Raw genomic sequence first — 23,735 nt, forward strand, 5'->3', positions numbered from 1 at the left:
AAAATTCGACCCAAACAATCATATAAATCGAAATATCTTTCACATTTTTTCTAAAATCGACCTAATATGATTTAAAAAATCATCTAAATGACTGCACCCATCATCTGAGCCTCGCAACATGAGGAATGTATGGCACACATACCTATCAAAAAAACCGTAGACAGAATCCCGGGGGGGATCATGTTGATACCGATGCTATCGGGCGCGCTGGTAACAACGTTCATCCCCTGGTTTCCGTATTACTTTGGTTCTTTCACCAGCGCACTTCTGACTGACCCCGTCCCGGTATTGGCGGTTTTTTACGTGTGCATTGGCGCCACTATAAAAATTAAAGCAGCACCCACCATATTGAAAAGAGGCGGGATTTTCTTAGTCACCAAAGCATCAATAGCATTAATCATCGGCATGGTATTGGCGCGGGTCATTGGGCCCACTCACATCACTAGCGGAGTGTTGTCGGGTGTATCCGTACTGGCGGTGGTGGCAGCACTCAACAATACCAATGGAGGGCTATATATGGCGTTGATGGAACAATACGGTAGCAAAGAAGATACCGGCGCCTATTCCATCATGTCATTAGAATCAGGCCCATTCCTCACCATGCTAACGCTAGGGATAGTCGGATTATCCGCCTTTCCCTGGCAGACGTTAATAGGCAGCATTCTGCCACTCGCAGCAGGGATGCTACTCGGCAATTTAGACCATGAAATGCGGAAATTCCTAGGCCAAGCCGTACCGGTGATGATCCCATTTTTCTCCTTGGCGTTGGGAGCATCGTTGGACTTGAGTCAGGTGTGGCAAGCCGGACTTATTGGAATGCTACTGGGCATCGCGGTCGTTATTGTGTCGGGCGTACCTCTTTATTGGGTCGACCGCCTTTCCGGAGGCACTGGATTAGCAGGGGTGTCGGCAGCAAATACCGCGGGTAACGCGGCAGCGGTCCCTGCCATCATCGCCGCAGCCAACCCTACCTATGCCCCAGCAGCACAAAGCGCCACGATGTTAGTAGCGGCATGTGTGATCGTTAGCTCAATCGTCTCACCTTTGTTAGTCGCCATAATCGCTAAACGACAACAATCCGCCAGCACTAGAGCGAGGGATTTACATGACTAGACCGCAAGAGCACACGTTGGTCATTGTGGCTGATGATATGACCGGAGCTGCAGATTGCGCTGTTGCTTTTTCGAAGCAAAATGCACAGGTGACGCTTGTTGCTCGCTTATCCCAAGTAAAACCCGACGTCGACGTAGTCGCGCTCGATTTCAACACCCGACCCCTGACAGAGGCTCAAGCGATCGAAAGGATGCAAGAAGGAGCGCATCATTTCGAGCACTTTAAATGGCTGTATAAAAAAATCGACTCAACCCTACGCGGCAACTGGGCAGCAGAAACTGCATCGCTGGTAGCGCAGAAGGGGCTGGCACTCGTTGCCCCCGCTTTCCCGGAATTGGGGCGATCAGTTGTTGGGGGAAAGGTTTTTGTCAACGGGAAACCATTGTCCGAAACAGAAACGTGGCAAGCCGAACATACCGACAAACCAGCTGATATTACCGAACAGCTTAATACTCAAGGGTTGCAGGTTATGCATATCCCTCTCGCTCTTGTGAGAGGCGACCGCGAATTACTCAGAAATCAAATCGAATCCGCCGCTCGCAGTGGCACTGGGGCCGTCGTCTTCGATAGCGAATCACAGCAAGATTTGCACGCTATAGCGAGCGTAACTCTATCGCTCACCATCCCAGCATTCTGGGCCGGCTCTAGCGGATTGGCCAAGCATCTAGCGCCGCTGATGTATCGTGCACAAACCACCACTGCAACGAATACTTCGGAACTACTCCAACAACATGCCGACCGCTCATTCGTCGTCATCATCGGCAGCCTATCGAGTGTTTCATCAACCCAGGCAGATGTGCTTTTTAAGACCGGGGAGGTGGAAAGAATCACCTTACCTTCTCAGGTATTACGCGAGCGTGAGGCCCATCCTGACTGGCATCAGTGGCAACAGCGAGTAAGGGAATGCGTTGCAAATCAACGCGATCTGATACTGAAGATCGGCCGAGACGACCTCTACGATCCTCATGAAGGAACGTATTTCTCGCATTCCATCGCGCTATTAGTAAAACCTGTCATTCATCATATCGGCACCCTTCTTTTGACCGGCGGCGAGACTGCACGCGCCGTTCTAGTGGCGAATGACATCGATCGAATGCACCTCATTAGTGAGCTCGATGCAGGCATTACATTAGCCCGCGCAACAGCGCCTGCAGCCCCTCTCATTATTACTAAAGCCGGCGCTTTTGGGATTCCCACAACGTTAATCGAAATCAGACAGCTCTTGAATGCGTCCAGAGCAGCTTTAGTCGAATAAATAAAAGGAATGTCTCATGTCGAACCAACCAATCATCGGTATTACGATGGGAGATGCCGCTGGCGTAGGTCCTGAAATAATAGTGAAAGCGCTAGACCACGCGGCTCTCTACGAAAAATGCAGACCAATCGTGATCGGGGATCCAAAGCGGCTCCAAAAAGCGATTGATATTACCCACTCACCTCTATCTATTAGGGCAATCGATACTGTTAAGGATGCTCATCATGATGTTGGGACTATAGACTGCATTGACCTTGGATTAATTCCTGAAAAGCTACCGTTTGGACAACCATCTCCGGTGGCTGGAGATGCCGCATATCAATTTATCGCCAGAGCAGTCGAACTAGCCTCGACAAGCGAGATCCAGGCGATTTGCACCGCCCCCATCAATAAGGCTGCTTTGCGTGCAGCCGGACACCACTTCTCTGGCCACACTGAACTGCTGCGCCACCTGTCAGACGCGGATGAGGTGTTCGTAATGATGGTGGCGCACAACCTCAGAGTGATCCACGTTACCGCAGATATGGGGCTAATCGACGCCATCAACAAAATCAACGAAGGGCTCGTCGAACGCACCATCCGCTGCGGCTACGAAACGCTAGTCAAGGCAGGCATACCCGATCCACGTATAGGCGTGTGTGGGATTAATCCACACGCTGGAGAAAACGGGCTCTTCGGTAACCGGGAAGAAGAAAAGAAAATAATGCACGCGCTCGCCATGGTTCAACTCGATGGCATAGACGCGACCGGGCCTCTGCCAGCAGATACCCTGTTTTACCGCGCCATTCGAGGAGATTTCGATCTCGTGGTCGCGATGTATCACGACCAGGGACACGGCCCGGTGAAAGTGCTGGGACTGGAAGCTGGCGTCAATATAACGGTGGGGTTGGATGTTATAAGAACGTCGGTCGATCATGGCACCGCCTTCGATATAGCGGGAACCGGCAAAGCAGATGAAGGCAGTATGGTAGAGGCACTCTACCAAGCAAGCGCTCTCGCAAGTAATAAGCTGGCAAACTATGAAAAACCACCACGAAACGTGATCGAATTTCCGCGACAATACATCAGAACCACTCCACGAGGACGCTAAAAAGGATCACGCATTCTTTTGTGGGCGCTCGCTCATTGCTCGGCATGAAGAGTGCAGCCGAACAATGACCGAGCCCCAAAAAGAGCGGCGAGTTTAGGCCCCCTAAACACCGTTCCCTTCGCCCACGCTCCATTGATACGGGTCGGGTTGGCGCTGGTTGACCACCCAGTCGCCGATGATTCGCTCCTTGTAAATCAATGGATTATGGGAGGCGAGGGTGCGTGCGTTACGCCAGTGGCGATCAAGCTGCTTGCCTGCGCGCACGGCTGAGGCGCCGAGGGCGTTAAACAGCGCGGTGGCGGCGGCCAGCACCTGGTCAGCGGCGACCACTTGCGCTTGCGCTGAACCAAGCTCGGCGTGCCAATAGGCTTGCGCGCGTTGCTCGTCGTTGCTGTCGCGTAGCTCGAATGCTTGCTGCTGATACTCCGCTGCTTTTAGCGCACAGGCATGGGCGGCGAATATCTGGGCAGAGATTTTTCCGACCACTTGCAACACCTGTGCATCATCGGCCGAGCGATCGGCGTTGCCATGGCTATAAACACGGGTACGTTGCGCTACCTCGTGGGCAACGTCCCGCTCAATGGCGTGTCCTACCCCAACGAGTGCGGCAATCAAGTTGAGCTGATAGAAGGCAGTTTGGTAACCGAAGCGCTCGCTGAAGGGCGTTACTTCGTCGCGCTCAACATGAGCCGCCGTAAATACGCTGGAGCCAGTGCCGGTAGTGCGCTGACCGAAGCCGTCCCAGTCGTCGGAGCGTTCGATGTGCGGCTGATGAGTGTTCACCAGCGCGATCACTTGCTCGCCGCTCGCGGCATCTTCGGCGGTCACGTCCATCCAGTCAGCGTAAATACTGCCGGTGCTGTAATACTTGGCGCCATCGAGACGCCAGTGCTCGCCGTCGCGCGTTACCTTGGTCTCTAACCGACCCAGTTTGGCAGAGCCGGTTTCGGTCCAGCCATTACCGACCAATTCACCGTTCGCGAAACGCTTCAGCCAGCGCTCCCGTGTATCGCTATGAGGGCGATTCAGCACCTCCTCCACGAAGGTGAAGTGACCGCGCAGCGCCTGCACAAGATTGGAATCGCCCGTTCCCAGCGCTATCCACAGCTCGGTGAGCTGTACAATCGATGCGCCGAAACCGCCATATTCCTGCGGTACCCGCAAGGCGCCGAAACGCGCTTTCTTCAGCCAATCAATTTCTTCGAAGGGAAGTGAACGCGCCTGCTCGCGCGCGCGCTGCCCCTCTTGAATGCGCTCGAAAATAGGGGCGAAGGTTGCTAGTAGCGATGCAGTGGTGGGTGCTACCGACGAGTTGCTCATAATGCTGACCTCTTGAGTGAAGCAGTGGATAACAACGCGTGCCTAACCGCGTCTTGTGCATATGGCATTATTCGATGGCCGCCATGGCACCACTGCTCACCCAAGCTCAGCACAAGGGGCGCGAACGTCCCCTTGGCTATCGCTACTGCTGCGCCAGCTCGCCGTCGTCGGTGCTTTTAAGGCGCGCTTTATCGGTTTGCTTGAGCCATTGGCTGGTAGCCATGCCGGCGGTCATGGAACCGTTGATGTTGAGCATGGTGCGGCCCATGTCGATCAGCGGTTCGATGGAAATCAGCAGCGCCACCAGCGTTACCGGCATGCCCATGGTCGGCAGCACGATCAGTGCCGCGAAGGTAGCGCCGCCGCCAACACCCGCCACGCCCGCCGAGCTGATCATTACGATGACTGCCAGCGACAGCATGAAGCTGGGGTCGAGCGGGTTAATGCCCATGGTGGGCGCGATCATGGTGGCCAGCATCGCGGGATACAGCCCTGCGCAGCCGTTTTGCCCGATCGTCGCGCCAAACGACGACGCAAAGGTCGCGATCGATTCAGGAATGCCCAGACGCCGCGTCTGTGCTTCGACGCTCAGCGGAATGGACGCTGCACTGGATCGGCTGGCAAAGCCGAACGCCAGCACCGGCCACACCTTGCGGAAGAACGCCGCTGGGCTCACCCCAACCAGCAGCAATACCAGCGCATGCACCACGAACATGATCGCCAGGCCAACATAAGAGGCCACGACGAAGGCGCCCAGATTGACGATCTCGCGCACGTTGGAGCCGGCCACTACGATCGTCATCAGCGCCAGCACGCCGTATGGCGTGAGCTGCATGACAACGCGCACCAGCTTCATGATCCACGCCTGCGCGATATCAATGGCAGTGACGACGCGCTGGCCTTTTTCGGCATCGTCACGCACCAGCCTGATGGCAGCGATTCCCAGCAGCACCGCGAAAATCACCACGCTGATGATTGAAGTCGGGCTCGCGCCGGTCAGTGCGGCGAAGGGATTCGATGGCAAGAACGACAGCACCCATTGCGGCACCGTCAAATCGCTCACTTTCCCTACGTAGCTGCTTTGCAGCGCGTCGAGACGGGCGTTTTCCGCCGCTCCCTGCGTCAGCCCTGCAGCACTGAGTCCAAACAAATGCGCAATCACAATGCCTACCAGCGCCGCAATGAAGGTAGTGACCAGCAGCGTGCCGATGGTCAGGACGCTGATCTTGCCTAGCTGCGAAGCATTATGCAGCCGCACCATGGCACTGAGGATCGACACCAGCACCAGCGGCATCACGATCATTTGCAGCAGCTTGACGTAACCGCTGCCAACAATGCCGAACCACTCGACCGAATCCGTGAGTACGGTGCTATCCGAGCCGTACACCAACTGCAGCGCCAGCCCAAACAGCACGCCCAGCACCAGGGCAGTCAGGGTTTTCCTGGCCAAACTCCAAGCGCTCGGCAGCAGTCGCGCGAGCGCCACTAGCAGAATGGCGAAGATCACCACGTTGGATATCAAAGGAATATTCATCACTTTTCCGCTTCTATATAGCTAAACGATATGGCGCGCAGCGTAACAGGCCAGCGCCTAGGCTCCATCAGCGAAAAAAGCATTACGTAGTTCCATTTGGGTATAACCGCCTGATATACCTACTCCTGCTCGCCATTATGATCTGCAAAGGCCGAGGGTTGGGTACCGTCCAACGCGCTGTGCTCACTAAATGCGCCGCGGTAGCGCGCTGCCGGATGTCGCGAAGAAACCTTCGACGAGCCGCTATCGAGCAGCTGCTCACGCAGGGTATTACCGTGGTATCCGTCTTCCAGCAAACCACGCTGTTTGAGTTCAGGCACCACGAAATCGATCAGATCAGCAAAACTGCCGGGGGTAATCGCATAGGCGAAATTAAAGCCATCGATGCCACCCACCTCGATCCAGCGCTCCAATTCATCGGCAACCTTCTGCGGGCCACCCACCAGCACCGGCCCTAGACCACCAATGCTGCGGCGCTCAACAATATCGCGCACCGTCCAGCGTCGCTCCGGGTCCGCGGTCGACAACAGCTCCAGCACCGAGCGAATACTGTCATTGTCGATCGCCTCCAGCGGCTCATCGGGGTCGAACGAGGAGAAGTCGACGCCGGTCCAGCCACCGTAGAAGGTCAGCATTCCTTCACCGTTGGCGAGCGTCAGATATTCATCGTACTTGCGCTGCGCTGCTTCATCGCTAGCACCGGTAATCACCGTCAGCAGTGTAAAAATGCGGAAGTCGTCCCGCGCACGGCCTTGCTCGGCCGCCTTGGCCACAATGTCATCGACCACGCCGCGTGCCTGCTCTGGGGTGGCTGGCGCGATAAAAATGCCTTCCGCATGCTTGGCCGCGAAGGCGCGCCCACGGCTCGACGCACCGGCCTGAAAGATCACCGGCGTACGCTGTGGCGACGGTTCACTCAAATGAATGCCTGGCACCTGGTAATAGGTGCCCTGATGCCCAATCGGGTGCACCTTGGCAGGATCGGTAAAAACGCCGCGGCCACGATCGCGCTGCACGGCATCATCGTCCCACGAGCCCTCCCACAGCTTGTAGGTAACGTCGAGAAACTCATCGGCCAGGTTGTAGCGCTCATCATGAGAAACCTGCTGCTGATGCCCCAGATTGACTGCAGCGCTGTTCAGGTAAGAAGTCACGACGTTCCACGCCACTCGCCCTTTGGTCAGGTGATCAAGCGTCGAAAACTTGCGCGCCAGCAGATAAGGCTGCTCGTAGGTCACCGCGGCGGTAACGCCAAAGCCAAGATGCTTGGTCACCGCCGCCATGGCAGATATCTGCATGAAGGGATCGTTGACCGGCACCTGATCGGCATCGAACAGTGCGCCTGCCACGCTGCCTCGGTAAACGTCGTAGACCCCCACCACATCGGCAATAAAGAGCGAGTCAAAGCCGCCGCGTTCAAGCAGTTGCGCCAACTCGGTCCAGTAATCAATATCCTTGTAGCGCCATGCCTGGTTATTGGGATGGCGCCAAGTGCCCGCCGCCTGATGGCTAACGCAGGTCATGTCGAAGGCATTGAGAATAATACGGCGGCTCATAAAGGCCTCACTGGTTTGCTTCGGATAAGTGGTCATGGCCTAGCGTGTGGTGCTGCCAAGCCAGTTGATAGAGACGCTCGGAACCATAGGAACGTTTCAGTGCAGCGCGTACTTCCGGCGCTGTCTGATAGATATGAATGAATTTTTCGATGCGCGGGTCGTCGCGATTGTCGCGGCGCGTCACGAAGGCTAGCGCGTACTTGCCGCTGGTATCGCCATTGCAGGTCAAATAGTGCTGAGGGTCGATCGTGTGGGCGGCGCGAACGTGAATGGAGTAGCTTTGTGCCACGTCGACATCGGGAATGGCGCGCGCCAGCTGCGGCCCTTGCATCTCGACAAACGACAGCCGCCGAGGATTCTCAGCAACATCGAGCAGTGTGCCTTGATCACCCACGCCGTCGCGCAGCTTGATCAGGCCAGCCTGCTGATACAGCAGTAGACCACGCCCCTGATTAACCGGATCGTCGGCCACCGCTGCCTTGCCGCCTTCAGGAATCTGCGCCAGCGAAGCGTGGCGCGTCGAATACAGGCAGGTTTTATCTTCGATACCCAAAGCGATGGGCACTAGCGACAGACCCTGCTGCTGGTTGGCGTTAGCCAGAAACGGCCGATGCTGGAAGTAGTTCAGGTCAACGTCATCGTTGGCGAGCGCGGTGTTAGGCGTTATCCAATCGGTGAATTCGACGACCTTGACGTCGAGACCTTCGCGCTTGGCTACGTCGACAGCGGCATACACGGAATCTGCCTTGGGATCACTGTTGATGGCAATCCGCAGCGGTGCCGCCAGCGCTTGGGAGACGCTCAAAACGCCGCTGAGCGCCATCAGCGTGAAGGCCATAGCGACGTTACGTAATCGACGCCTCATGACACTGCCCCCGCACGCTGAAACGCGGCGCCCGGATGCGGCGCGCTGAGTCGATCACCTGCGCCGAACAGCTTGTGACGCAGGCTGCCTTGACGATACTGGCGTTTATAGCGGCCGCGTTTGGTCAGCTCTGGCACCAGCAGATCACTCACCGCTCCGAAGGTTTCGGGCGTCACCGCATAGGCAAGATTGAAACCATCGATACCGGTTTCCTCGACCCACTCCTCCAGCTCATCCGCGACATGCTCGGCACTGCCCACCGTGACCGGCCCCTGTCCGCCAATGCCTACCCAGCGAGCGATTTCAGCGGGCGTCCAGACCTTGTCGGGGTCCGCTGTCGAATAGGCTTCTACCGCCGACTGAATCGCGTTGGTATGCACATGGGTTAGCGCTGAATCCGGCTGATACTGCGACATATCCAGCCCCGTCCAGCCTGAGAACAGCGTGAGTGCGGCGTCTTCATCGATATAGCGCTGGTAGTCGTGCAACCGCGCCTGCGCCTCAGCATCGCTGTCATCGACGATCACCGTGTGCAGGTTGTATATCTTCAGCGCGGCAGGATCGCGTCCGGCGTGCTGTGCTTCTTGGCGAAGCCCTTCAACTACCTTGCGCAATACGGTTTTCGACGGCGCGGCGGTAAACACGCACTCGGCATTACGCGCGGCGAAGGCGATACCGCGACGCGATGCTCCGGCCTGAAACAGCAGCGGCGTGCGCTGCGGGGATGGCTCCCCTAAGTGAAACCCGGGCACGTCGAAAAAGCGCCCGTGATGCGCAATGTCATGCACTCGAGAAGGATCGGTATAAATGCCGCGCGCGGCATCGTTGATGACTGCATTGTCTTGCCAGCTGCCTTCCCACAGTTTGTAGCAAACCTCCAGATACTCCTCGGCAAGGTCGTAGCGCTGATCGTGATCGAGTTGCCGTTGCTCACCGAGATTGCGCGCGCCGCTCTCGAGATAGGAAGTGACGATATTCCACGCGATGCGGCCCTCGGTGAGGTGATCAAGCGTAGTGATGCGACGCGCGAAGGGATAGGGATGCTCAAATGACAGCGACGCGGTCAGGCCAAATCCCAAATGCTCGGTCACGGTCGCCATCGCTGACACCAGCGGCAGCGGATCATTGACCGGCACCTGCACTGCGCCCCGCAATGCTGCTTCCGGGCCATGGCGAAACACGTCGTAAACGCCCAATACATCAGCAATAAACAGCGCATCGAAGCGCCCTCGCTCGAGGGTTTTCGCCAAATTCAGCCAATAATCCAGACGTTTGTAGTCGCGCGACTTGTCACGCGGATGGCGCCACAATCCCGGTGACTGATGCACGATGCAGTTCATGTCGAACGCGTTAAACCCTATCTCCGAACCCGCCATGTCTTCTCCGTTTGATCAACCGACCAATGGTCGGCTTAGGCTTGGTACCTGCCTAGCGCGGCGCTCTCTTGATGGGAGCGCTGATCAGTTCCACGCGTGGCGGTTAGGCGGTGTGCCATTCAGCGAATAATTTCCTACCAAATGCAGCTTCCAGCGCACCGGGTCATGCAGGGTATGCACTCGCGCATTGCGCCAATGACGGTCGTAACCGAACTCGTCGAGCGTCGAGCTGGTTCCGCTTAACTCAAACAGCCGATTGGCCGCCTCCAGCGCAAACTCGGTGGTCGCGATCTTGGCTTTCGCCACCGTCACCGACGCCTTGTCGACGCTTGCGTCTGATCCTTCGTGCTCGGCTAGCTGAATCGCTAATGCCGCTCGCTCAAGCAAAGCGTCGGCTGCTTCATGCTGGGTTTCCAAACGGCCCACCCGCAATAAGGTAAGCGGATCGTCCGTCGCCTTCTCCACTCCGCTATCGACCCAAGGCCGAGCGCGATGACGCAGATAGTCCAGCGTATCGGCCAATGCTGCTTCGCCAATCCCCAGGTCGATGGCGGCCTGCAGCAGCTGCGAGACTGCGCCATTGGGCGACGCTGCGCCGGGAATCTCAGCGGCCAGTACCCGCGAGCGCGGCAAGATAGCGCCGTCGATTTCCACCGTACCGCTGAAGGTGGTGCGCTGCCCGAAGCTGCTCCAGTCATTGATTACCGTTAAGCCGTCGGTGTCGCGGTCAAAAATGGCAACCTCAACACCTCCCACTTCGTTGGTGGCCATCACCGGAATCAAATCGGCGAACAGCGCACCGGTCGAATAAAACTTGGTTCCATCCACGCGTGCACGTTTCGAATCCAGCACGGTAATCAGCGTTTTGAACACGCCAACATGTTCACGCTGCGTCTGATCACGCTGATTGCGTTTTTCGCTAAGGGCATTGCCGATTCGCGCCCCGTTCAAGATCAGCTCGAAGAGTTCGCGCTTATGCGCTTCGTTACCGTTGCGCGCAATCACATCGACGAAGCCAAAGTGGTTCTGCGCCAATTGACCAAGCGATGGATCGGCTTGGCTAATCACCGTAAACAGCCGCGCGACCGTGAGCCAGGAAGCGCCAATGCCTCCGTACTCGCGTGGCACAGTAATCGCCCATAAACCGCTGCCTGAGTAGGCATCCAGTTCTTCCAGCGGCGCTTCGCGCTGCCGATCTCGCTGCGCAGCGCCTTGCGCGAACTGCTGGGCTAACGTACGAGCAACCTCGAGCGCTTGCTGCTCGGACTCGATACGCTGAGCGGTGGTATGACGAGGGGAAGAAGCGGCTGATATCGTGGACATGGAACACTCCTGCCAAAGTCGAATTCGATAAACAACGTTATCTGCTATTACGCAAAACACGCGCCAACACCCAAGACACTGATTTAAAAGGATTAATGTGCAGGAAACACTGATCGAATGTCGGAATACCGCCTTTCACATGGGTAGACCGTTGGTTATCCAGCAGCGAGACAGTAGCGTTTCAGGCAATGGATGGCGTGGGCGGTTTGGGCGGTTTGGGCGGTTTGGGCGGTTTGGGCGGTTTGGGCGGTTTGGGCGGTTTGGGCGATCCAGTGTGACTGCCGCATAAACGAAAACACCAGCCGCGAGGGCTGGTGTGGCATTGGAGGGACACGCTGAGAAACAGTCGAACGCCAGCGCCGAACGGGGCCGAAACGCTACAGGTAACCGAAGTGGCTAAGCTGAGTGCGCAGCGTGTTGCGACTGATACCAAGCAGTTTGGCGGCCTGCACCTGATTATTGCCGGTTCGCTGCATGGCAAGGCTGACCAGTTGGTGAAGTACCTGAGCAAACACGCCTTCTGTACCACCATCGCCGCCGCTATCCGACGCGCTAGAAGATGCGTTGAGCAGCTGCCCAAGCGCGTTTTCAAGCTGGGCACCAGGGGTACTGGTGTCTTCTCCCTGGTGGCTTGTGCCCGCCAGCATCAGGTCTTCTGCTTCAATTACACCGTCGCGGGCCAGCAGCACCCCGTGATGAATTGCGTTTTCCAGCTCGCGAATGTTGCCGGGCCATCCATACAGGTGGAGCCTTTGCCGCGCGGCTTTGCTCAGACGAGTGGGCGGAAGGTTGCTGCGCTGCACGTAGAGCTGCAGGAAGTGTTCTACCAGCGGATCGATATCGCCGGGGCGTTTGCTAAGCGGCAGCACATCCAGACGCGCCACATTAAGACGGAAATAGAGGTCTTCACGAAAACGCCCCGCCGCAACTGCACGCTCAAGATCCACGTTGGTAGCAGCGACAATACGCACGTCCAGTTGACGCGGTGCACGGGCGCCCAAACGCACCACTGAACGTTCCTGAAGCACCCGCAGCAGCTTGATCTGCATGGGCAGGCTTAGATCACCAATTTCATCGAGAAATAGCGTGCCTTTATGTGCCGTTTCGAAATAGCCAGCGCGCGCCTCGTTTGCACCGGTAAAAGCACCGCGTTCGTGACCGAACAGCTCGGCGTCGGCAAGTGATTCAGGCAGCGCCGCACAGTTGATCGCCACGAAAGGGCCACTGGCACGGCGTGAGCACGCATGTACGTGACGTGCCACCAGCTCTTTGCCGGTGCCTGTCTGCCCGACAATCAGCACGCTGGCTTCGCTCTGCGCAAAACGTTGGATACGCTCTTCCAGTGCCTGTGAACGCGGGTCATTGAAGACCAGCGCTGTAGCACGAATGCTGGGGGGTGCCAGGCCATCAGGGCTGCGTTTGAGCTCTAGCACTTCGCCACGTCCGCGCGCCGGAGTCGAGGGCGCAGCGGAGTCTAGCGCCAGCGATGCTCCGTCCATGCCAAAATAATGATCGTCGCGGGTGTAGGCCATGATCCTCTCACTGTTGGATTCTCAACACCCGTCTATTAGAACTGTCTGCGACCTATTTATTAAGAAATAAAAAACGATGGCTTTATTCCACTGAAACATATGCCACCTTTATCTCTCTCCTTGCCCTACTCGGCCAGCTTGAAGTGATAGCGTCCACTCGGCGCTACTAGCTGCTGCTGGGCCGCAATCAGCGGTAGATCGCGCATGCCCGCGCGGGTGTGCTGCAACAACTCCGTTAAGGTGCCCGTCGCATGTACCAAGGCCTGCCCAATATCCTGATGCCGCAGGTAGTCGCCCAGCAACACTGCCGAAAAGGTATCGCCCATGCCATTGGGAAGCGGCTCGAGCACAATGCGCGGGGCTTCTACATAGCCCGCCTGATCACGCGACACCGCCAGCGTACGCAACCGGCTATCAGCAACATCCGGCGTTACCAGACTGGTGATCACTACGTGCCTAAGCTGCTGTTCGCGCTGTAGCAAGTCGCGCGCAGCGGCAATGGCATCGCCGGTATCGGCCAGCGAACGACCGATCAGGTATTCGAATTCGAACTGGTTAGGCGTAATGATATCGGCGCAAGGCACTGCGCGACGCTGCATGAATTCGGGGATTCCCGGACGCACGAACATGCCACGCCCGACATCGCCCATCACTGGGTCGCACAGATAGAGCGCGGCCGGCTGGCTGCGGCGAATTTCAGCGACAACGTCGAGAATAGCCTCGCCAGTGCCCGCATCGCCCTGATACCCCGACAGCACCGCACTGCACTGCTCCAGCACGCCGCGTGCGCGCAAGCCTTCGAGTACATCCTCGATATGCGAGGCCGCAAATACCTGACCGCGAAACTCGCCATAGCCAGTATGGTTGGAGAACTGCACCGTGTTGACCGCCACCACTTCGATGCCCAGCCGCTGCAGCGTAAACACCGCCGCCGAATTACCGACGTGACCGTAGGCCACATGCGACTGGATCGATAGCACCACGGGCGTAGACGGCGCGCTTGCATCACTCACGATGATTCTCCCTGAAAAACGAAAAACGGTCGCAGCCATAAGGCTGCGACCGTCGAGTATAGCCCTCGAGAGGCGCTGGAAACACTGCTTACACAAGCGATCAGTGCGTACGTTTTTTGCTCGAAGGGAAGAAACGATGGTGGCGTAGGTCATTCTCAATTTCTTCCAGAGAACGGCCCGAGGTTTCTGGCACCATAAAGATGACGAACAGCACCGCCAGTACCGATATAACCGCATACACCCACATCGCGTAGCTAAGCCCGATATGCGCAATCATCGACAGCGTGGTAAGACTGACAATCAGGTTGAATGCCCAGTGGCTGAAGGCACCGATGCTGGCCCCCTTGCTGCGCACGTACAGCGGGAAAACTTCCGAGATAATCAGCCAGATGCACACCCCGAAACCGCCACAGTTAAGCGCCAGATAGGCAATCAGACAGACCACGATCAGCGACTGTTGCGCGGTGCTGAAGTCGCCGGTACTGCCGTGGAATAGCCAGCCCAGAATCACCAGCGCGATCACCGAGCCAGGAATCATCGTCAGCAGATAGCGGCGACGCCCTACCTTATCGATAATCAGCGATCCCACCAACGTGGTGATGGTAATCAACACTGCGCCACCAGCCGGCGCCAGTACCGAGGCCGTATCGCTGAAGCCTGCATCATGAAGAATGGTAGGCGCGTAGTAGATAATCGCGTTGTTACCGGTAATCTGCGAAAACATCGCGATACCGAAACCGACGATGACCGCCGGACGCAGCCATTTGGTCGATAGCAGGTCCTTCCAGCTGCCCTGCGGCTGGTTGGCGACTTGTTCGATTTCCTTTAACTCGTCGCGCGCCGATGCCTCTTCGCCACGGACACGCGTCAGAATCCCAAGCGCTTCTTCATTACGCTTTTTGCTGACCAGCCAGCGCGGGCTTTCCGGCAGCACAATCATGCCGATCATCAGAATGGCCGCAGGGATCACGCCAAGAAAGAACATCCAGCGCCACGCGTGGCCCAGAATATAGCCCCATAGATAAGCGAAGCAGATGCCCAGCACCACCATGAACTGGAACATCACCACCATGGTGCCGCGATACTTGGGCGGCGTTACCTCGGCGATATACACCGGAATGATCTGACTGGCGCTACCGGTGGCAAGCCCTAGCAGGAAGCGCGCGAAGATCAGCACCGCAATGGAGGGCGTTGCCGCTGACAGCAGCGAGCCGATTACAAACACCAGCCCTACCAGCATCGTAGCGCGGCGGCGACCTAAACGGTCGGAGATAGGCCCAGTGCCGATACAGCCCACCAGCGCCCCGGCGACGATGGCGGAAGTGACCAGTTCCTTGCTTTGCGCGCCAATCTGAAAATCATCGCCCAGTCCCAGCAGCGCCACCCCGATAATGCCCGTGTCGTAGCCAAACAGCAGACCACCCAGCGCGGCGATCACCGAAATGACGGCCACCAGCGCTCCGCCCGTTAGCCCTTTGCGGGCAGAGGCAGAAGAAACAGAATTCGTATTCATAGTAAGACGACCTTTACCGACCACCTGCCTACGTCGGGTCAGGTGCGAAATGTACTTATGCTTATGCAATTGAACGAGCGCAGCATGCTACAGGCCGTGACGGCGAGATATACAACCAAAGTTCAAGTACGTAAGTTTACTTATATAAGTGGCTGTTTTGTCCGCTAGATACTGGCAGAACACCTCTATAACTCACTGTTTATTCATAACTAATAACGTGTCACCAAAATACCGGTGAAAAAGTAGTAAACCTTCGTTAGTCGAGCGGGAAATAACGTTGATATAGATCATCACGCCAGACCGCCACGCTTAATAAACGCCGAGCATCCACCTATTCTGGGTACGCAGCGCGCACAAAAAAACGGCCCCTGAGTCATCTCAGGGGCCGTTGCGTTAGCCGTGATGCAAGGCGACCTCTGCCGCCAAAATGGCGACAGGGCCTCAAGCGTTACAGCTTCTGGCGGATCAGCTCAGCCAGTTTTTCGGTATCTTTGGCGAAGTTGCGGATACCTTCGGCGAGCTTGTCGTTCGCCATCGGATCAGCGCTGTGCTGCCAGCGGAACTCGGCTTCAGTGATGCGATCGCCGCGCTCTACTTTCTGCACGTCAGTGGCGATACCGGATTCAACCTCACCTTCGGTATTGCTCATTTCTTCGAGCAGCGCAGGAGAGATGGTCAGACGGTTCAGACCGGCCAGCGCCAGAATCTCGTCGGTGTTACGGAAGCTGGCGCCCATCACGATAGTTTCGTAACCACGCTCGGAGGCGTATTTAGCGACACCGCGCACGAACTTCACGCCCGGATCTTCGTCAGCGCTGTAGGACTCGGTGCCGGTTTCCTTCTTGTACCAGTCGAGTACGCGGCCAACGAACGGCGAGATCAGGAAAACGCCGGCTTCGAAACAGGCGCGCGCCTGAGCGTCGCTGAACAACAGCGTGAGGTTACACTGAATGCCTTCCTTCTCGAGGATTTCGGCAGCCTGAATACCTTCCCAGGTAGACGCCAGCTTGATCAACACCTTGTCAGACGAAACGCCGGCTTTCTTGTACAGATCGATCAGCTTGCGCGCTTTAGCGATACTAGCGTCCTTGTCGTAGGACAGTTTCGCTGCCACCTCGGTAGAGACACGGCCAGGCACGATCTTGGAGATTTCAGTACCCATTGCCACCGAGAGACGATCGATAATGTGGTCGATCTGGCCTTCACCGGTTTCTTCAGCAGCCGCTTCCTTCACAACAGTGTCGATCAGCTCTTTATAGCCGGGAAGATCGAAGGCTTTGAGAATCAGTGACGGGTTGGTGGTGGCATCAACCGGCTGATATTTCTTAATCGCTTCAAGATCGCCGGTGTCGGCAACCACTTTAGAGAACTTCTTGAGTCCTTCCAGCTGCGTCGTCATATCTGTCTCCTGTTTAAGGTACGAATACCTGTTCGGCCCGAGAGGCCTAGTACTCTCGGCTGCCTAATGCGAGTTGCGCTTCGAGCTGAGTGTCGGCAAATCAGGTCAAATGGCCCTATACCGACGCGAAACAGGAAGCACTGCAAAAGAGGATTCTCATCCTACCGCATCAGCGGCGATGTTGCTCGCTCTGTGCAACGCTTTGCCACTATTTGTGTATTTTTACCACGTTCTTTTACCACCTCCGCATCAACACCCTGGCTGCCACCCCTCTGAAGACACGCCGTGCGCTTGCATCGGCGCTGCCGCTTCAGCAACACTCAATGGCAATTACTCCTATCACTGCGGGCGATACCCACGATAATCAACACCTGCCCCGCAATTAAGTGATACAGCGTTATTACCATAAGCGCGAACCTGTGCCACAAGCCCTCCGCTGCCTGAATACGCGCCCCCAAGAACTAACCACAAGAAGCATAGCGCACCGCCACCACAACATCCCGATAGAGAACACCGCATCGCCCCACGCGCTACCATCAGCGCTCAATCATGGCACGTCGGGATAGCGCTGGCGCAGCACCTTCAGATAACGCTGGTAGAGCTCACGATAGCGCGCGCTGTGCTCGGCGTGCGGTACGCTGCGGGTCGATTCGTCGAGGCGCACCGCTTCACCACATAGCGCCTCCAGCGACACCGTGGCACCCGCTAGGCGACCACGACACCACTGCGCTTGCAGCGCAGCACCCAGCGCTGCTGCTTCAGGGCTTTGCGGACACACCAACTCGCAGTTCATCACATCGCTGACCATCTGACGCCACAGCGCACTTTTCGCTCCACCGCCAACCAGACGAATATGCTGCGGCGCCTCCTGCTCGGCGGGAAGCAGTGCGTCCAGGCCGTAGCGTAGCCCAAAGGTCGCTCCTTCCATGACCGCGCGAGCAACGTTAGACGGCGATGCGTTAAAGCTCGACATGCCATCGAAGCTGGCCGTCGCATTAGGCAGCGCAGGAACACGCTCACCATTGAAGAACGGCAGGCAGGTAATGTCTCCCGCTCCCGGCTCGGCAGTCGCGGCCGCCTGATTGAATTCGCTGAGCGACATACCTAGCATGGTGCGAATTTGGGTGGTGGCCGAGGTCACGTTCATGGTGCATACCAGCGGCAGCCAACCGCCGCTCGACGAGCAGAAATTGGCGGCCAAACCGTTGCGGGTAATCACCGGCTGATCGCTGTAGCCAAACAGCGTTCCCGACGTTCCTAAACTAACGGTGGTAATACCGGCGCTAATCGCTCCGGTGCCGATGGCAGCCATCATGTTATCGCCGCCGCCGCTTGAGACCACCACGTCGCGCGGTAAGCCCAAGCGGTCAGCGATATCGGGCAGCACATAGCCGGCAGGCTGATGCGATTCGATCAGCTTGGGCAACACCTTCGCGCTATCCAATTCTGGCGCAACCAGCGTGAACACGCGCTCTGACCATTGCCGCGAACGCGTATCGAAGTAGCCTGTTCCCGAGGCATCCCCCGCTTCCGTGACACGTTCGCCGGTCAGATAGAAGTTCAGATAGTCATGCGGCAATAAGATCGTGCGAATGCGGTCGTAAGCAGCGCGGTGATGGCGGCGCAGCCAAGCAATCTTGGACGCCGTGTAGCCGGTTTGCAGCACCACGCCCAGCTTATCCAGCGCGCCCTCTGGTCCGCCGAGCTGTTCGAGCAATTCGGCGTTTTCAGCCGCGGACTCGGTATCGCACCACAGTTTGGCCGGATATACCGGCTGCCCTTCGGCATCAAGCGCTACCATGCCGTGCTGCTGACCGGATACTCCCATGCCCTTTATCTGCTTGCCCGACACACCGGCAGCGTCGAGTGCCTGTGCCAGCGCTTGCTCGAAGGCGCTTACCCACTGCGCAGGCTGCTGCTCTCTGCGCCCATTGTCGGCCTGCACCAGCGAGTGAGCTACCGCTGATGTGCCTAAAATCGACAACGAATCGGCGCTCATTATCACTACCTTGGTACTTTGCGTACCGCAGTCCACACCGACGTACATGTTGCCTTCCTTCGCGTTATGTTGTGGTTATGCCATGCGCCAACCTGCGCCAGATCCGGGCACTATCAGCTAAATGGAATATGCCGGCAAAGCGCCAGCGGTTGGGCCTGTCTGACGAGGCGCTAGCGAGGCAGTGCGGATGGACGCCGAAGCATCCTCCGACAGGCGCGCATCAGTCAGCGCTGTTCTGAGCATTATCGATAAGCGATGTACCGGCGCGCGCCCGAACGCCGAGCGCGCGCTGCAAGGTTACTGGTCGCGATACACGTAGGCTTCCAGGGTCGCTCGCGCGCCCTTGCTGTGCAGCGACTCAAGCATCTCGAGATAAAGCGAATGGAAGCGTTCGTATTCGGCTAGATCACCGAACCAATGCACGTTTTTAAGGAAGGCGTCAGGCTTGGACTCGTTCAGACCAGCCATCGCCGAGACCATGTCGCTCTGACGATCGACAATCTCGTACTGCTCGCCCTGATCATCAACACCTTCGGCATAGCGCGCCCAGCCCGCCACAATAATGGCGCACATCTCCAACTCGCCATCGGACGCCAGTTGATCGCGAATCACCGGCACCAGCCACTTGGGCAGCTTCTCCGATGACTCGGCGCACAGCCGCGCCAGGGTGTCGCGAATCTGAGGGTTGGCGAAGCGCTCAATCAACTCATTGCGGTAATCATTCAGATCAATGCCGGGCACCGGTGCCAGCGTCGGCGACGCCTCGCGCTCCATGTAGCGCTTCAGAAAATCAACAAACAGGGTGTCATCGCACACATCGTGGACATAGCGGAATCCCGCCAGATAGCCCAGCAGGCCAATCGCCAGATGGCCGCAGTTCAGCAGTCGCAGCTTCATTAGCTCGTAGGGCACCACGTCATCGACGTACTGCACGCCCACCTGCTCAAGGGCCGGTCGCCCTTGAGTGAAGCTGTCCTCGACCACCCACTGCTTGAACGGCTCACACACCACCGGCCAGGCGTCTTCGATACCGAACTTGTCGCGCACCAGCCGACGGTCCTCGTCAGTGGTTGCGGGGGTAATGCGGTCGACCATCGCGTTGGGGAACTTCACGTGCCGTTCCATCCACTCGGCCAGCGCTTTCGATTTTCGCTCGGCGAAGGCCAGAAATGTTTTGCGCGCGATATCACCATTGTTGTGGATGTTGTCACACGACATCACGGTGAAGGGCTCCAACCCCGCTTGGCGCCGAATATCCAGTGCCGAGCAGATCAACCCGAAGGTAGTGCGCTGCGGATACCCGTCGAGATCGCTGATCACGTTGGGATTATCGAAATCGAACTGCGCCGTCGCCGGATCGAAGTTATAGCCACCCTCGGTAATGGTCAGCGACACAATGCGGGTACTCGGGTGTGCCATACGCTTGACCACCGCGAAGGGGTCATCAGGCGCGTAGAGATACTCGCACAGGCTGCCAATCACGCGTGCATCGATATCACCGTCAGGCTTTTTGATCAGCAGCGTGTAAAGCCCCTGCTGGTGATCAAGCACCTCTTGCATGCGGCGATCGTTTTCCATCAGCCCGACCCCGCAAATGCCCCACTGCAGCGCTTCTTCGCTCTGACACATCAGGGTATCCAGATACATCGCCTGATGGGAGCGATGGAATCCGCCTACCCCAAAGTGAACAATCGAGACTTCGAGCTTGGTGCGATCATAGGTAGGAAGCTGTACATCGGGATGGTTGGCGAGCGTGGCGAGAATATCGTTGTTCAGATAGCGCATGAATGACCTCTCCAAAATCCCGTAGCGGGTGCGGTTGCCTAGCACTGGCAAGCCTTATCATCGAGCTTGCCAGCGTAAGTATGAATGCGCGTAAACCGCGCCGCTGAGTCTGCCAGCGTTATTGGCGCTGCGTGACTTCACGCCCAAACAAGAATGGCGCGAAGACGTTGTCAGCTGCGCTGAGCAGGGTTACATGGTCATCATGCAGGCGCACAATGCAATGCAACCAATGGCGCATATGGCTGTTCTGCCATTTAACCGCGTATCATGAGCGATCGATCTATACGGTCTTGCGCACGCGCCCTGTTCATTCAGACGGAAAATTGTCATCATAGGCCCATCATGACTGCTGACGGCGCAGATACTCCTTAACACTGCGCGGCTCAGCCAACCGTTTGAATCGCCCGACGACAGAACCACACGCCGCCGGGCCACGAGGTAACCACCATGTTGATGCTTGATATCGAAAGCACCCTGATCTGCATCGCGGTAATGATTTTGCAGCTGGTGATACTGCGCTGGGTCGATAAGCGACTCGATTACGCGCAAATGAACCACGCTTACGCGTCGGACTGGGGCAACGGTGCAAGCTCTACCGCGCCAGGCGCTGCGGCAGTAGGTAGCGCGCTGCGCAAGCACCGCAAAAACGTCGGCGGTGCCGCCAACGACAGCAGCGAAGATCAACTGCCGTAATACGACTGTTACGCTGCTGACATTAAAAAAGCCGAACATTCACGTTCGGCTTTTTTATTGGGCTGAAACAGCGCCCCTTGAGAGCGCGCTTAAAATCTACAACACTGCTAACTATCTGAAGATATATGCTGAACGGTCATTCTGTTGCAGCCACCGCCGCCGCCCCTGACCGCCTGTCGCGAGGTCGTCTGATGGCATCAGTTAACATCACCGTCAGCACGATAGAAAGACAACATAACAACGTACACACCAAGGAACACGCACCTCATGCCAACGATTGAAGGCCAATTTGGCTTAGGAATACAGCTAGCCGCTTTAACACTCGCTTTTGTGCTCTCGGCATTAATCGGGCTGGAGCGAGAAATTCGTCACAAAAGCGCCGGGCTACGCACCTGTACGGTGGTGGGCTTCTCTTCTGCGTTGATTATGCTGGTGTCGAAATACGGCTTTAACGATATGATCGGCGATCCCAACGTGTCGATCGATCCCTCGCGTGTGGCAGCCCAGATTGTGTCCGGCATCGGCTTTATTGGCGGCGGCGTAATCTTCATGCGCCGCGACAACGTGCAGGGGCTGACCACCGCCGCGTCAGTGTGGCTTACCTCGGCCATCGGCATGGCCTGCGGCGCAGGACTATTCAGCATCGCGCTGTTCGTAACGGCCGGACACTTCGTCACCATGCTGCTGTTCCCACGGCTATTCCGCACCCTGCGCAATAACCAATTGCTACCGGTACGGCTTTCGATCTCCTACTACAACGACGCCGGAGTGCTTGGCAACATACTCGCCCGCTGCACCAACATGGGCTTCACCGTCGAACGCTTCAACGTCAATAAAGGCAGCGAGACCGATGGCAAACAGCGCGTACGCGTTACCCTCGATCTACGCGGTAAGCAACGGCTACCGAACCTGGTCGGCCAGCTTGGCGAAATCGACGGCGTGCTCAACGTTCACAGCGCCGAAGACGACGATATGTAGGGCGTTCAACGCCGCGTCACTGAGCGCAGCCCTTCCCAGGAAGGTCGCCGAGCGATAGTCAGGCAAGGCGAACTTCGACAAAAGAGCGGAGTTTACATGGGGTAAATGAGCATCTTGCGGAGATGTTCAACGCCGCATCACTGAGCGCAGGCACCTTCCAGCTTGCAGAGACCTCGAAACATCCCCACATGTAACAGCATACCCGCGCGTTTTACGCGCGAAGCTTCGAGGATTTTGTCATGTCACGTTTAACCAACACCCCGCTCTCTGTGCTCGATTTAGCGCCGATTCGAGACAGCGGCAGCGCGGCCGAGAGCTTCCAGAACTCGGTGGCGCTGGCACAGCGCGCTGAAACGCTTGGCTATAAGCGCCTGTGGATGGCTGAGCACCACAACATTGATGGCATCGCCAGTGCCGCCACTGCAGTGCTGCTGGGGCACGTTGCCGATCACACCGAGTCTATTCGGCTCGGCAGCGGCGGCATTATGCTGCCCAATCATGCGCCACTGGTGATCGCTGAGCAGTTCGGCACTCTGGCGACCCTTCACCCCGGCCGCATTGATCTTGGGCTGGGCCGCGCTCCCGGAACCGATGGCGCGACCCTACGCGCCTTACGCCGTGACTACAGCGCTGCCGACACCTTCCCCGATGATGTCATCGAGCTGCTTAACTATCTCGGTGAACCGCATCCGGCACAGCGCATTCGCGCCATTCCTGGGCAAGGCACGCAGGTACCGATCTGGCTGTTGGGCTCAAGCGGCTTCAGCGCACAGCTTGCCGCACGTCTGGGCCTGCCTTTTGCCTTCGCCAGCCACTTCGCCCCGGCCTATATGCATCAGGCGCTGCGCCTTTACCGCGAGCAGTTCACGCCTTCCGACTATTTGGCCGAACCCTACGCGATGCTATGCATTCCGGTGGTCGCTGCGGAGAGTGACGAACAGGCCGAGTACCATGCGAGCGTCGCGCAGCAGAAGTTTCTCAACCTGCGACGCGGCCGCTCGACGCGCGCACGCCCACCCGTTGCCTCATTGGACTGGTCACCCATCGAACGCGCACAGGTGCAGGAGCATCTTTCAGCGGCGGTGATTGGCGGCCCCGAGCGCGTGCGCGATGGACTGAATGAACTGCTCGAGCAAACCCAGGCCGATGAGCTCATGCTCAACGCCGACTTTTACGCTCTGGAAGATCGCCTGCGCTGCTACGACATCGTGGCGGATATCGCCAATTTGCAAGGAAGGTAAGCGCACAGCTCGCACCGCCGCTGCCACTGGTAATAAAGTGGCTGCTAGCGGCGTATGCGTATCCCAAAAAAAGCCCGCTCAATGCGGGCTATTTCGTTTTGCAACAAGGGGCACGGCGCGATGTAGAGCGCTCGGTCTCACACATGACCA

At 57.4% G+C, this 23,735-nt stretch carries 18 protein-coding genes; 6 read left to right on the forward strand and 12 right to left on the reverse strand.

Translation table 11 applies throughout. The features are described from left to right. Window positions 1-129 precede the first annotated feature (129 nt). Genes R84865_RS08960 through pdxA form a run of 3 tightly spaced genes read left to right on the forward strand, consistent with a single transcriptional unit; the run spans window position 130 to window position 3,458 of the window. Window positions 130-1,113, forward strand: a complete 984-nt coding sequence (locus tag R84865_RS08960; RefSeq protein ID WP_435639434.1) for a 2-keto-3-deoxygluconate permease — start codon at window positions 130-132, stop codon at window positions 1,111-1,113. Next, window positions 1,106-2,368, forward strand: coding sequence for a four-carbon acid sugar kinase family protein (locus tag R84865_RS08965; protein WP_435639435.1), 1,263 nt, complete (start codon window positions 1,106-1,108; stop codon window positions 2,366-2,368). Before R84865_RS08960 ends, R84865_RS08965 begins: the two co-directional genes overlap by 8 nt. Window positions 2,369-2,384: 16 nt before the next feature. Continuing rightward, a complete protein-coding gene (gene pdxA / locus R84865_RS08970) occupies window positions 2,385-3,458 on the forward strand; it encodes a 4-hydroxythreonine-4-phosphate dehydrogenase PdxA (protein WP_435639436.1) in 1,074 nt (357 codons plus the stop codon). Window positions 3,459-3,560: 102 nt separating this feature from the next. Here the strand turns inward: pdxA and R84865_RS08975 are convergent, their stop codons facing one another. The 12 genes from R84865_RS08975 to R84865_RS09030 all read right to left on the reverse strand — a co-directional run bounded on the left by R84865_RS08975 (window position 3,561) and on the right by R84865_RS09030 (window position 20,673). Then, window positions 3,561-4,778: an acyl-CoA dehydrogenase family protein gene (locus R84865_RS08975; protein WP_435639437.1), complete on the reverse strand. Its 1,218-nt coding sequence runs from the start codon at window positions 4,776-4,778 to the stop codon at window positions 3,561-3,563. 142 nt (window positions 4,779-4,920) lie between these two features. Further along, window positions 4,921-6,312 carry an L-cystine transporter gene (locus tag R84865_RS08980; RefSeq protein WP_435639438.1) on the reverse strand — a complete coding sequence of 464 codons (1,392 nt, stop codon included), beginning with the start codon at window positions 6,310-6,312 and terminating at the stop codon, window positions 4,921-4,923. Window positions 6,313-6,431: 119 nt separating this feature from the next. Further along, a complete protein-coding gene (locus R84865_RS08985; RefSeq protein ID WP_435639439.1) occupies window positions 6,432-7,868 on the reverse strand; it encodes an LLM class flavin-dependent oxidoreductase in 1,437 nt (478 codons plus the stop codon). Window positions 7,869-7,875: 7 nt separating this feature from the next. Then, the gene (locus R84865_RS08990; protein ID WP_435639440.1) at window positions 7,876-8,733 is read right to left on the reverse strand and encodes a MetQ/NlpA family ABC transporter substrate-binding protein; all 858 of its coding nucleotides are present in this window, start codon (window positions 8,731-8,733) and stop codon (window positions 7,876-7,878) included. After that, window positions 8,730-10,109, reverse strand: a complete 1,380-nt coding sequence (locus tag R84865_RS08995; protein ID WP_435639441.1) for an LLM class flavin-dependent oxidoreductase — start codon at window positions 10,107-10,109, stop codon at window positions 8,730-8,732. The genes R84865_RS08990 and R84865_RS08995 overlap by 4 nt, the downstream gene beginning before the upstream one ends. Window positions 10,110-10,193: 84 nt before the next feature. After that, window positions 10,194-11,432 carry an SfnB family sulfur acquisition oxidoreductase gene (locus tag R84865_RS09000; RefSeq protein ID WP_435639442.1) on the reverse strand — a complete coding sequence of 413 codons (1,239 nt, stop codon included), beginning with the start codon at window positions 11,430-11,432 and terminating at the stop codon, window positions 10,194-10,196. 377 nt (window positions 11,433-11,809) lie between these two features. Next, complete coding sequence (locus R84865_RS09005; protein ID WP_435639443.1) at window positions 11,810-12,964, reverse strand: sigma-54 interaction domain-containing protein; 1,155 nt, start codon at window positions 12,962-12,964, stop codon at window positions 11,810-11,812. 125 nt (window positions 12,965-13,089) lie between these two features. Continuing rightward, complete coding sequence (gene pdxY / locus R84865_RS09010) at window positions 13,090-13,977, reverse strand: pyridoxal kinase PdxY (RefSeq protein WP_435639444.1); 888 nt, start codon at window positions 13,975-13,977, stop codon at window positions 13,090-13,092. A 100-nt stretch (window positions 13,978-14,077) separates the two neighbouring features. Further along, window positions 14,078-15,490 (reverse strand): sugar porter family MFS transporter, encoded by a 1,413-nt coding sequence (locus R84865_RS09015; RefSeq protein ID WP_435631256.1) that lies wholly within the window; start codon window positions 15,488-15,490, stop codon window positions 14,078-14,080. A gap of 448 nt (window positions 15,491-15,938) precedes the next feature. Next, window positions 15,939-16,889, reverse strand: coding sequence for a transaldolase (gene tal / locus R84865_RS09020; protein WP_435631255.1), 951 nt, complete (start codon window positions 16,887-16,889; stop codon window positions 15,939-15,941). 547 nt (window positions 16,890-17,436) lie between these two features. Further along, window positions 17,437-18,936, reverse strand: a complete 1,500-nt coding sequence (gene xylB / locus R84865_RS09025) for a xylulokinase (protein WP_435639445.1) — start codon at window positions 18,934-18,936, stop codon at window positions 17,437-17,439. Between the two features lie 249 nt (window positions 18,937-19,185). Continuing rightward, window positions 19,186-20,673 (reverse strand): mannitol dehydrogenase family protein, encoded by a 1,488-nt coding sequence (locus R84865_RS09030; protein ID WP_435631253.1) that lies wholly within the window; start codon window positions 20,671-20,673, stop codon window positions 19,186-19,188. Between the two features lie 447 nt (window positions 20,674-21,120). On the opposite strand from R84865_RS09030, the gene R84865_RS09035 reads away from it, so the two are divergent. The 3 genes from R84865_RS09035 to R84865_RS09045 all read left to right on the forward strand — a co-directional run bounded on the left by R84865_RS09035 (window position 21,121) and on the right by R84865_RS09045 (window position 23,585). After that, complete coding sequence (locus tag R84865_RS09035; RefSeq protein ID WP_435639446.1) at window positions 21,121-21,366, forward strand: hypothetical protein; 246 nt, start codon at window positions 21,121-21,123, stop codon at window positions 21,364-21,366. Window positions 21,367-21,633: 267 nt separating this feature from the next. Beyond that, window positions 21,634-22,344 (forward strand): MgtC/SapB family protein, encoded by a 711-nt coding sequence (locus R84865_RS09040; protein ID WP_435631251.1) that lies wholly within the window; start codon window positions 21,634-21,636, stop codon window positions 22,342-22,344. Window positions 22,345-22,583: 239 nt separating this feature from the next. Further along, complete coding sequence (locus tag R84865_RS09045) at window positions 22,584-23,585, forward strand: LLM class flavin-dependent oxidoreductase (protein WP_435639447.1); 1,002 nt, start codon at window positions 22,584-22,586, stop codon at window positions 23,583-23,585. Window positions 23,586-23,735: the final 150 nt, after the last annotated feature.

This window comes from Carnimonas bestiolae (genome assembly GCF_051251145.1).
GTDB classification, from domain to species: domain Bacteria; phylum Pseudomonadota; class Gammaproteobacteria; order Pseudomonadales; family Halomonadaceae; genus Carnimonas; species Carnimonas bestiolae.

Coding starts and splice junctions, on each gene's coding strand:
- R84865_RS09030 (WP_435631253.1), bottom strand. CDS start 20,673: ATGCGCTATCTGAACAACGATATTCTCGCCACGCTCGCCAACCATCCC.
- R84865_RS09000 (WP_435639442.1), bottom strand. CDS start 11,432: ATGTCCACGATATCAGCCGCTTCTTCCCCTCGTCATACCACCGCTCAG.
- R84865_RS09035 (WP_435639446.1), top strand. CDS start 21,121: ATGTTGATGCTTGATATCGAAAGCACCCTGATCTGCATCGCGGTAATG.
- R84865_RS08980 (WP_435639438.1), bottom strand. CDS start 6,312: ATGAATATTCCTTTGATATCCAACGTGGTGATCTTCGCCATTCTGCTA.
- R84865_RS08985 (WP_435639439.1), bottom strand. CDS start 7,868: ATGAGCCGCCGTATTATTCTCAATGCCTTCGACATGACCTGCGTTAGC.
- R84865_RS09005 (WP_435639443.1), bottom strand. CDS start 12,964: ATGGCCTACACCCGCGACGATCATTATTTTGGCATGGACGGAGCATCG.
- tal (WP_435631255.1), bottom strand. CDS start 16,889: ATGACGACGCAGCTGGAAGGACTCAAGAAGTTCTCTAAAGTGGTTGCC.
- R84865_RS08995 (WP_435639441.1), bottom strand. CDS start 10,109: ATGGCGGGTTCGGAGATAGGGTTTAACGCGTTCGACATGAACTGCATC.
- R84865_RS08990 (WP_435639440.1), bottom strand. CDS start 8,733: ATGAGGCGTCGATTACGTAACGTCGCTATGGCCTTCACGCTGATGGCG.
- xylB (WP_435639445.1), bottom strand. CDS start 18,936: ATGTACGTCGGTGTGGACTGCGGTACGCAAAGTACCAAGGTAGTGATA.
- R84865_RS08965 (WP_435639435.1), top strand. CDS start 1,106: ATGACTAGACCGCAAGAGCACACGTTGGTCATTGTGGCTGATGATATG.
- R84865_RS09040 (WP_435631251.1), top strand. CDS start 21,634: ATGCCAACGATTGAAGGCCAATTTGGCTTAGGAATACAGCTAGCCGCT.
- pdxA (WP_435639436.1), top strand. CDS start 2,385: ATGTCGAACCAACCAATCATCGGTATTACGATGGGAGATGCCGCTGGC.
- R84865_RS08975 (WP_435639437.1), bottom strand. CDS start 4,778: ATGAGCAACTCGTCGGTAGCACCCACCACTGCATCGCTACTAGCAACC.
- R84865_RS09015 (WP_435631256.1), bottom strand. CDS start 15,490: ATGAATACGAATTCTGTTTCTTCTGCCTCTGCCCGCAAAGGGCTAACG.
- R84865_RS08960 (WP_435639434.1), top strand. CDS start 130: ATGGCACACATACCTATCAAAAAAACCGTAGACAGAATCCCGGGGGGG.
- R84865_RS09045 (WP_435639447.1), top strand. CDS start 22,584: ATGTCACGTTTAACCAACACCCCGCTCTCTGTGCTCGATTTAGCGCCG.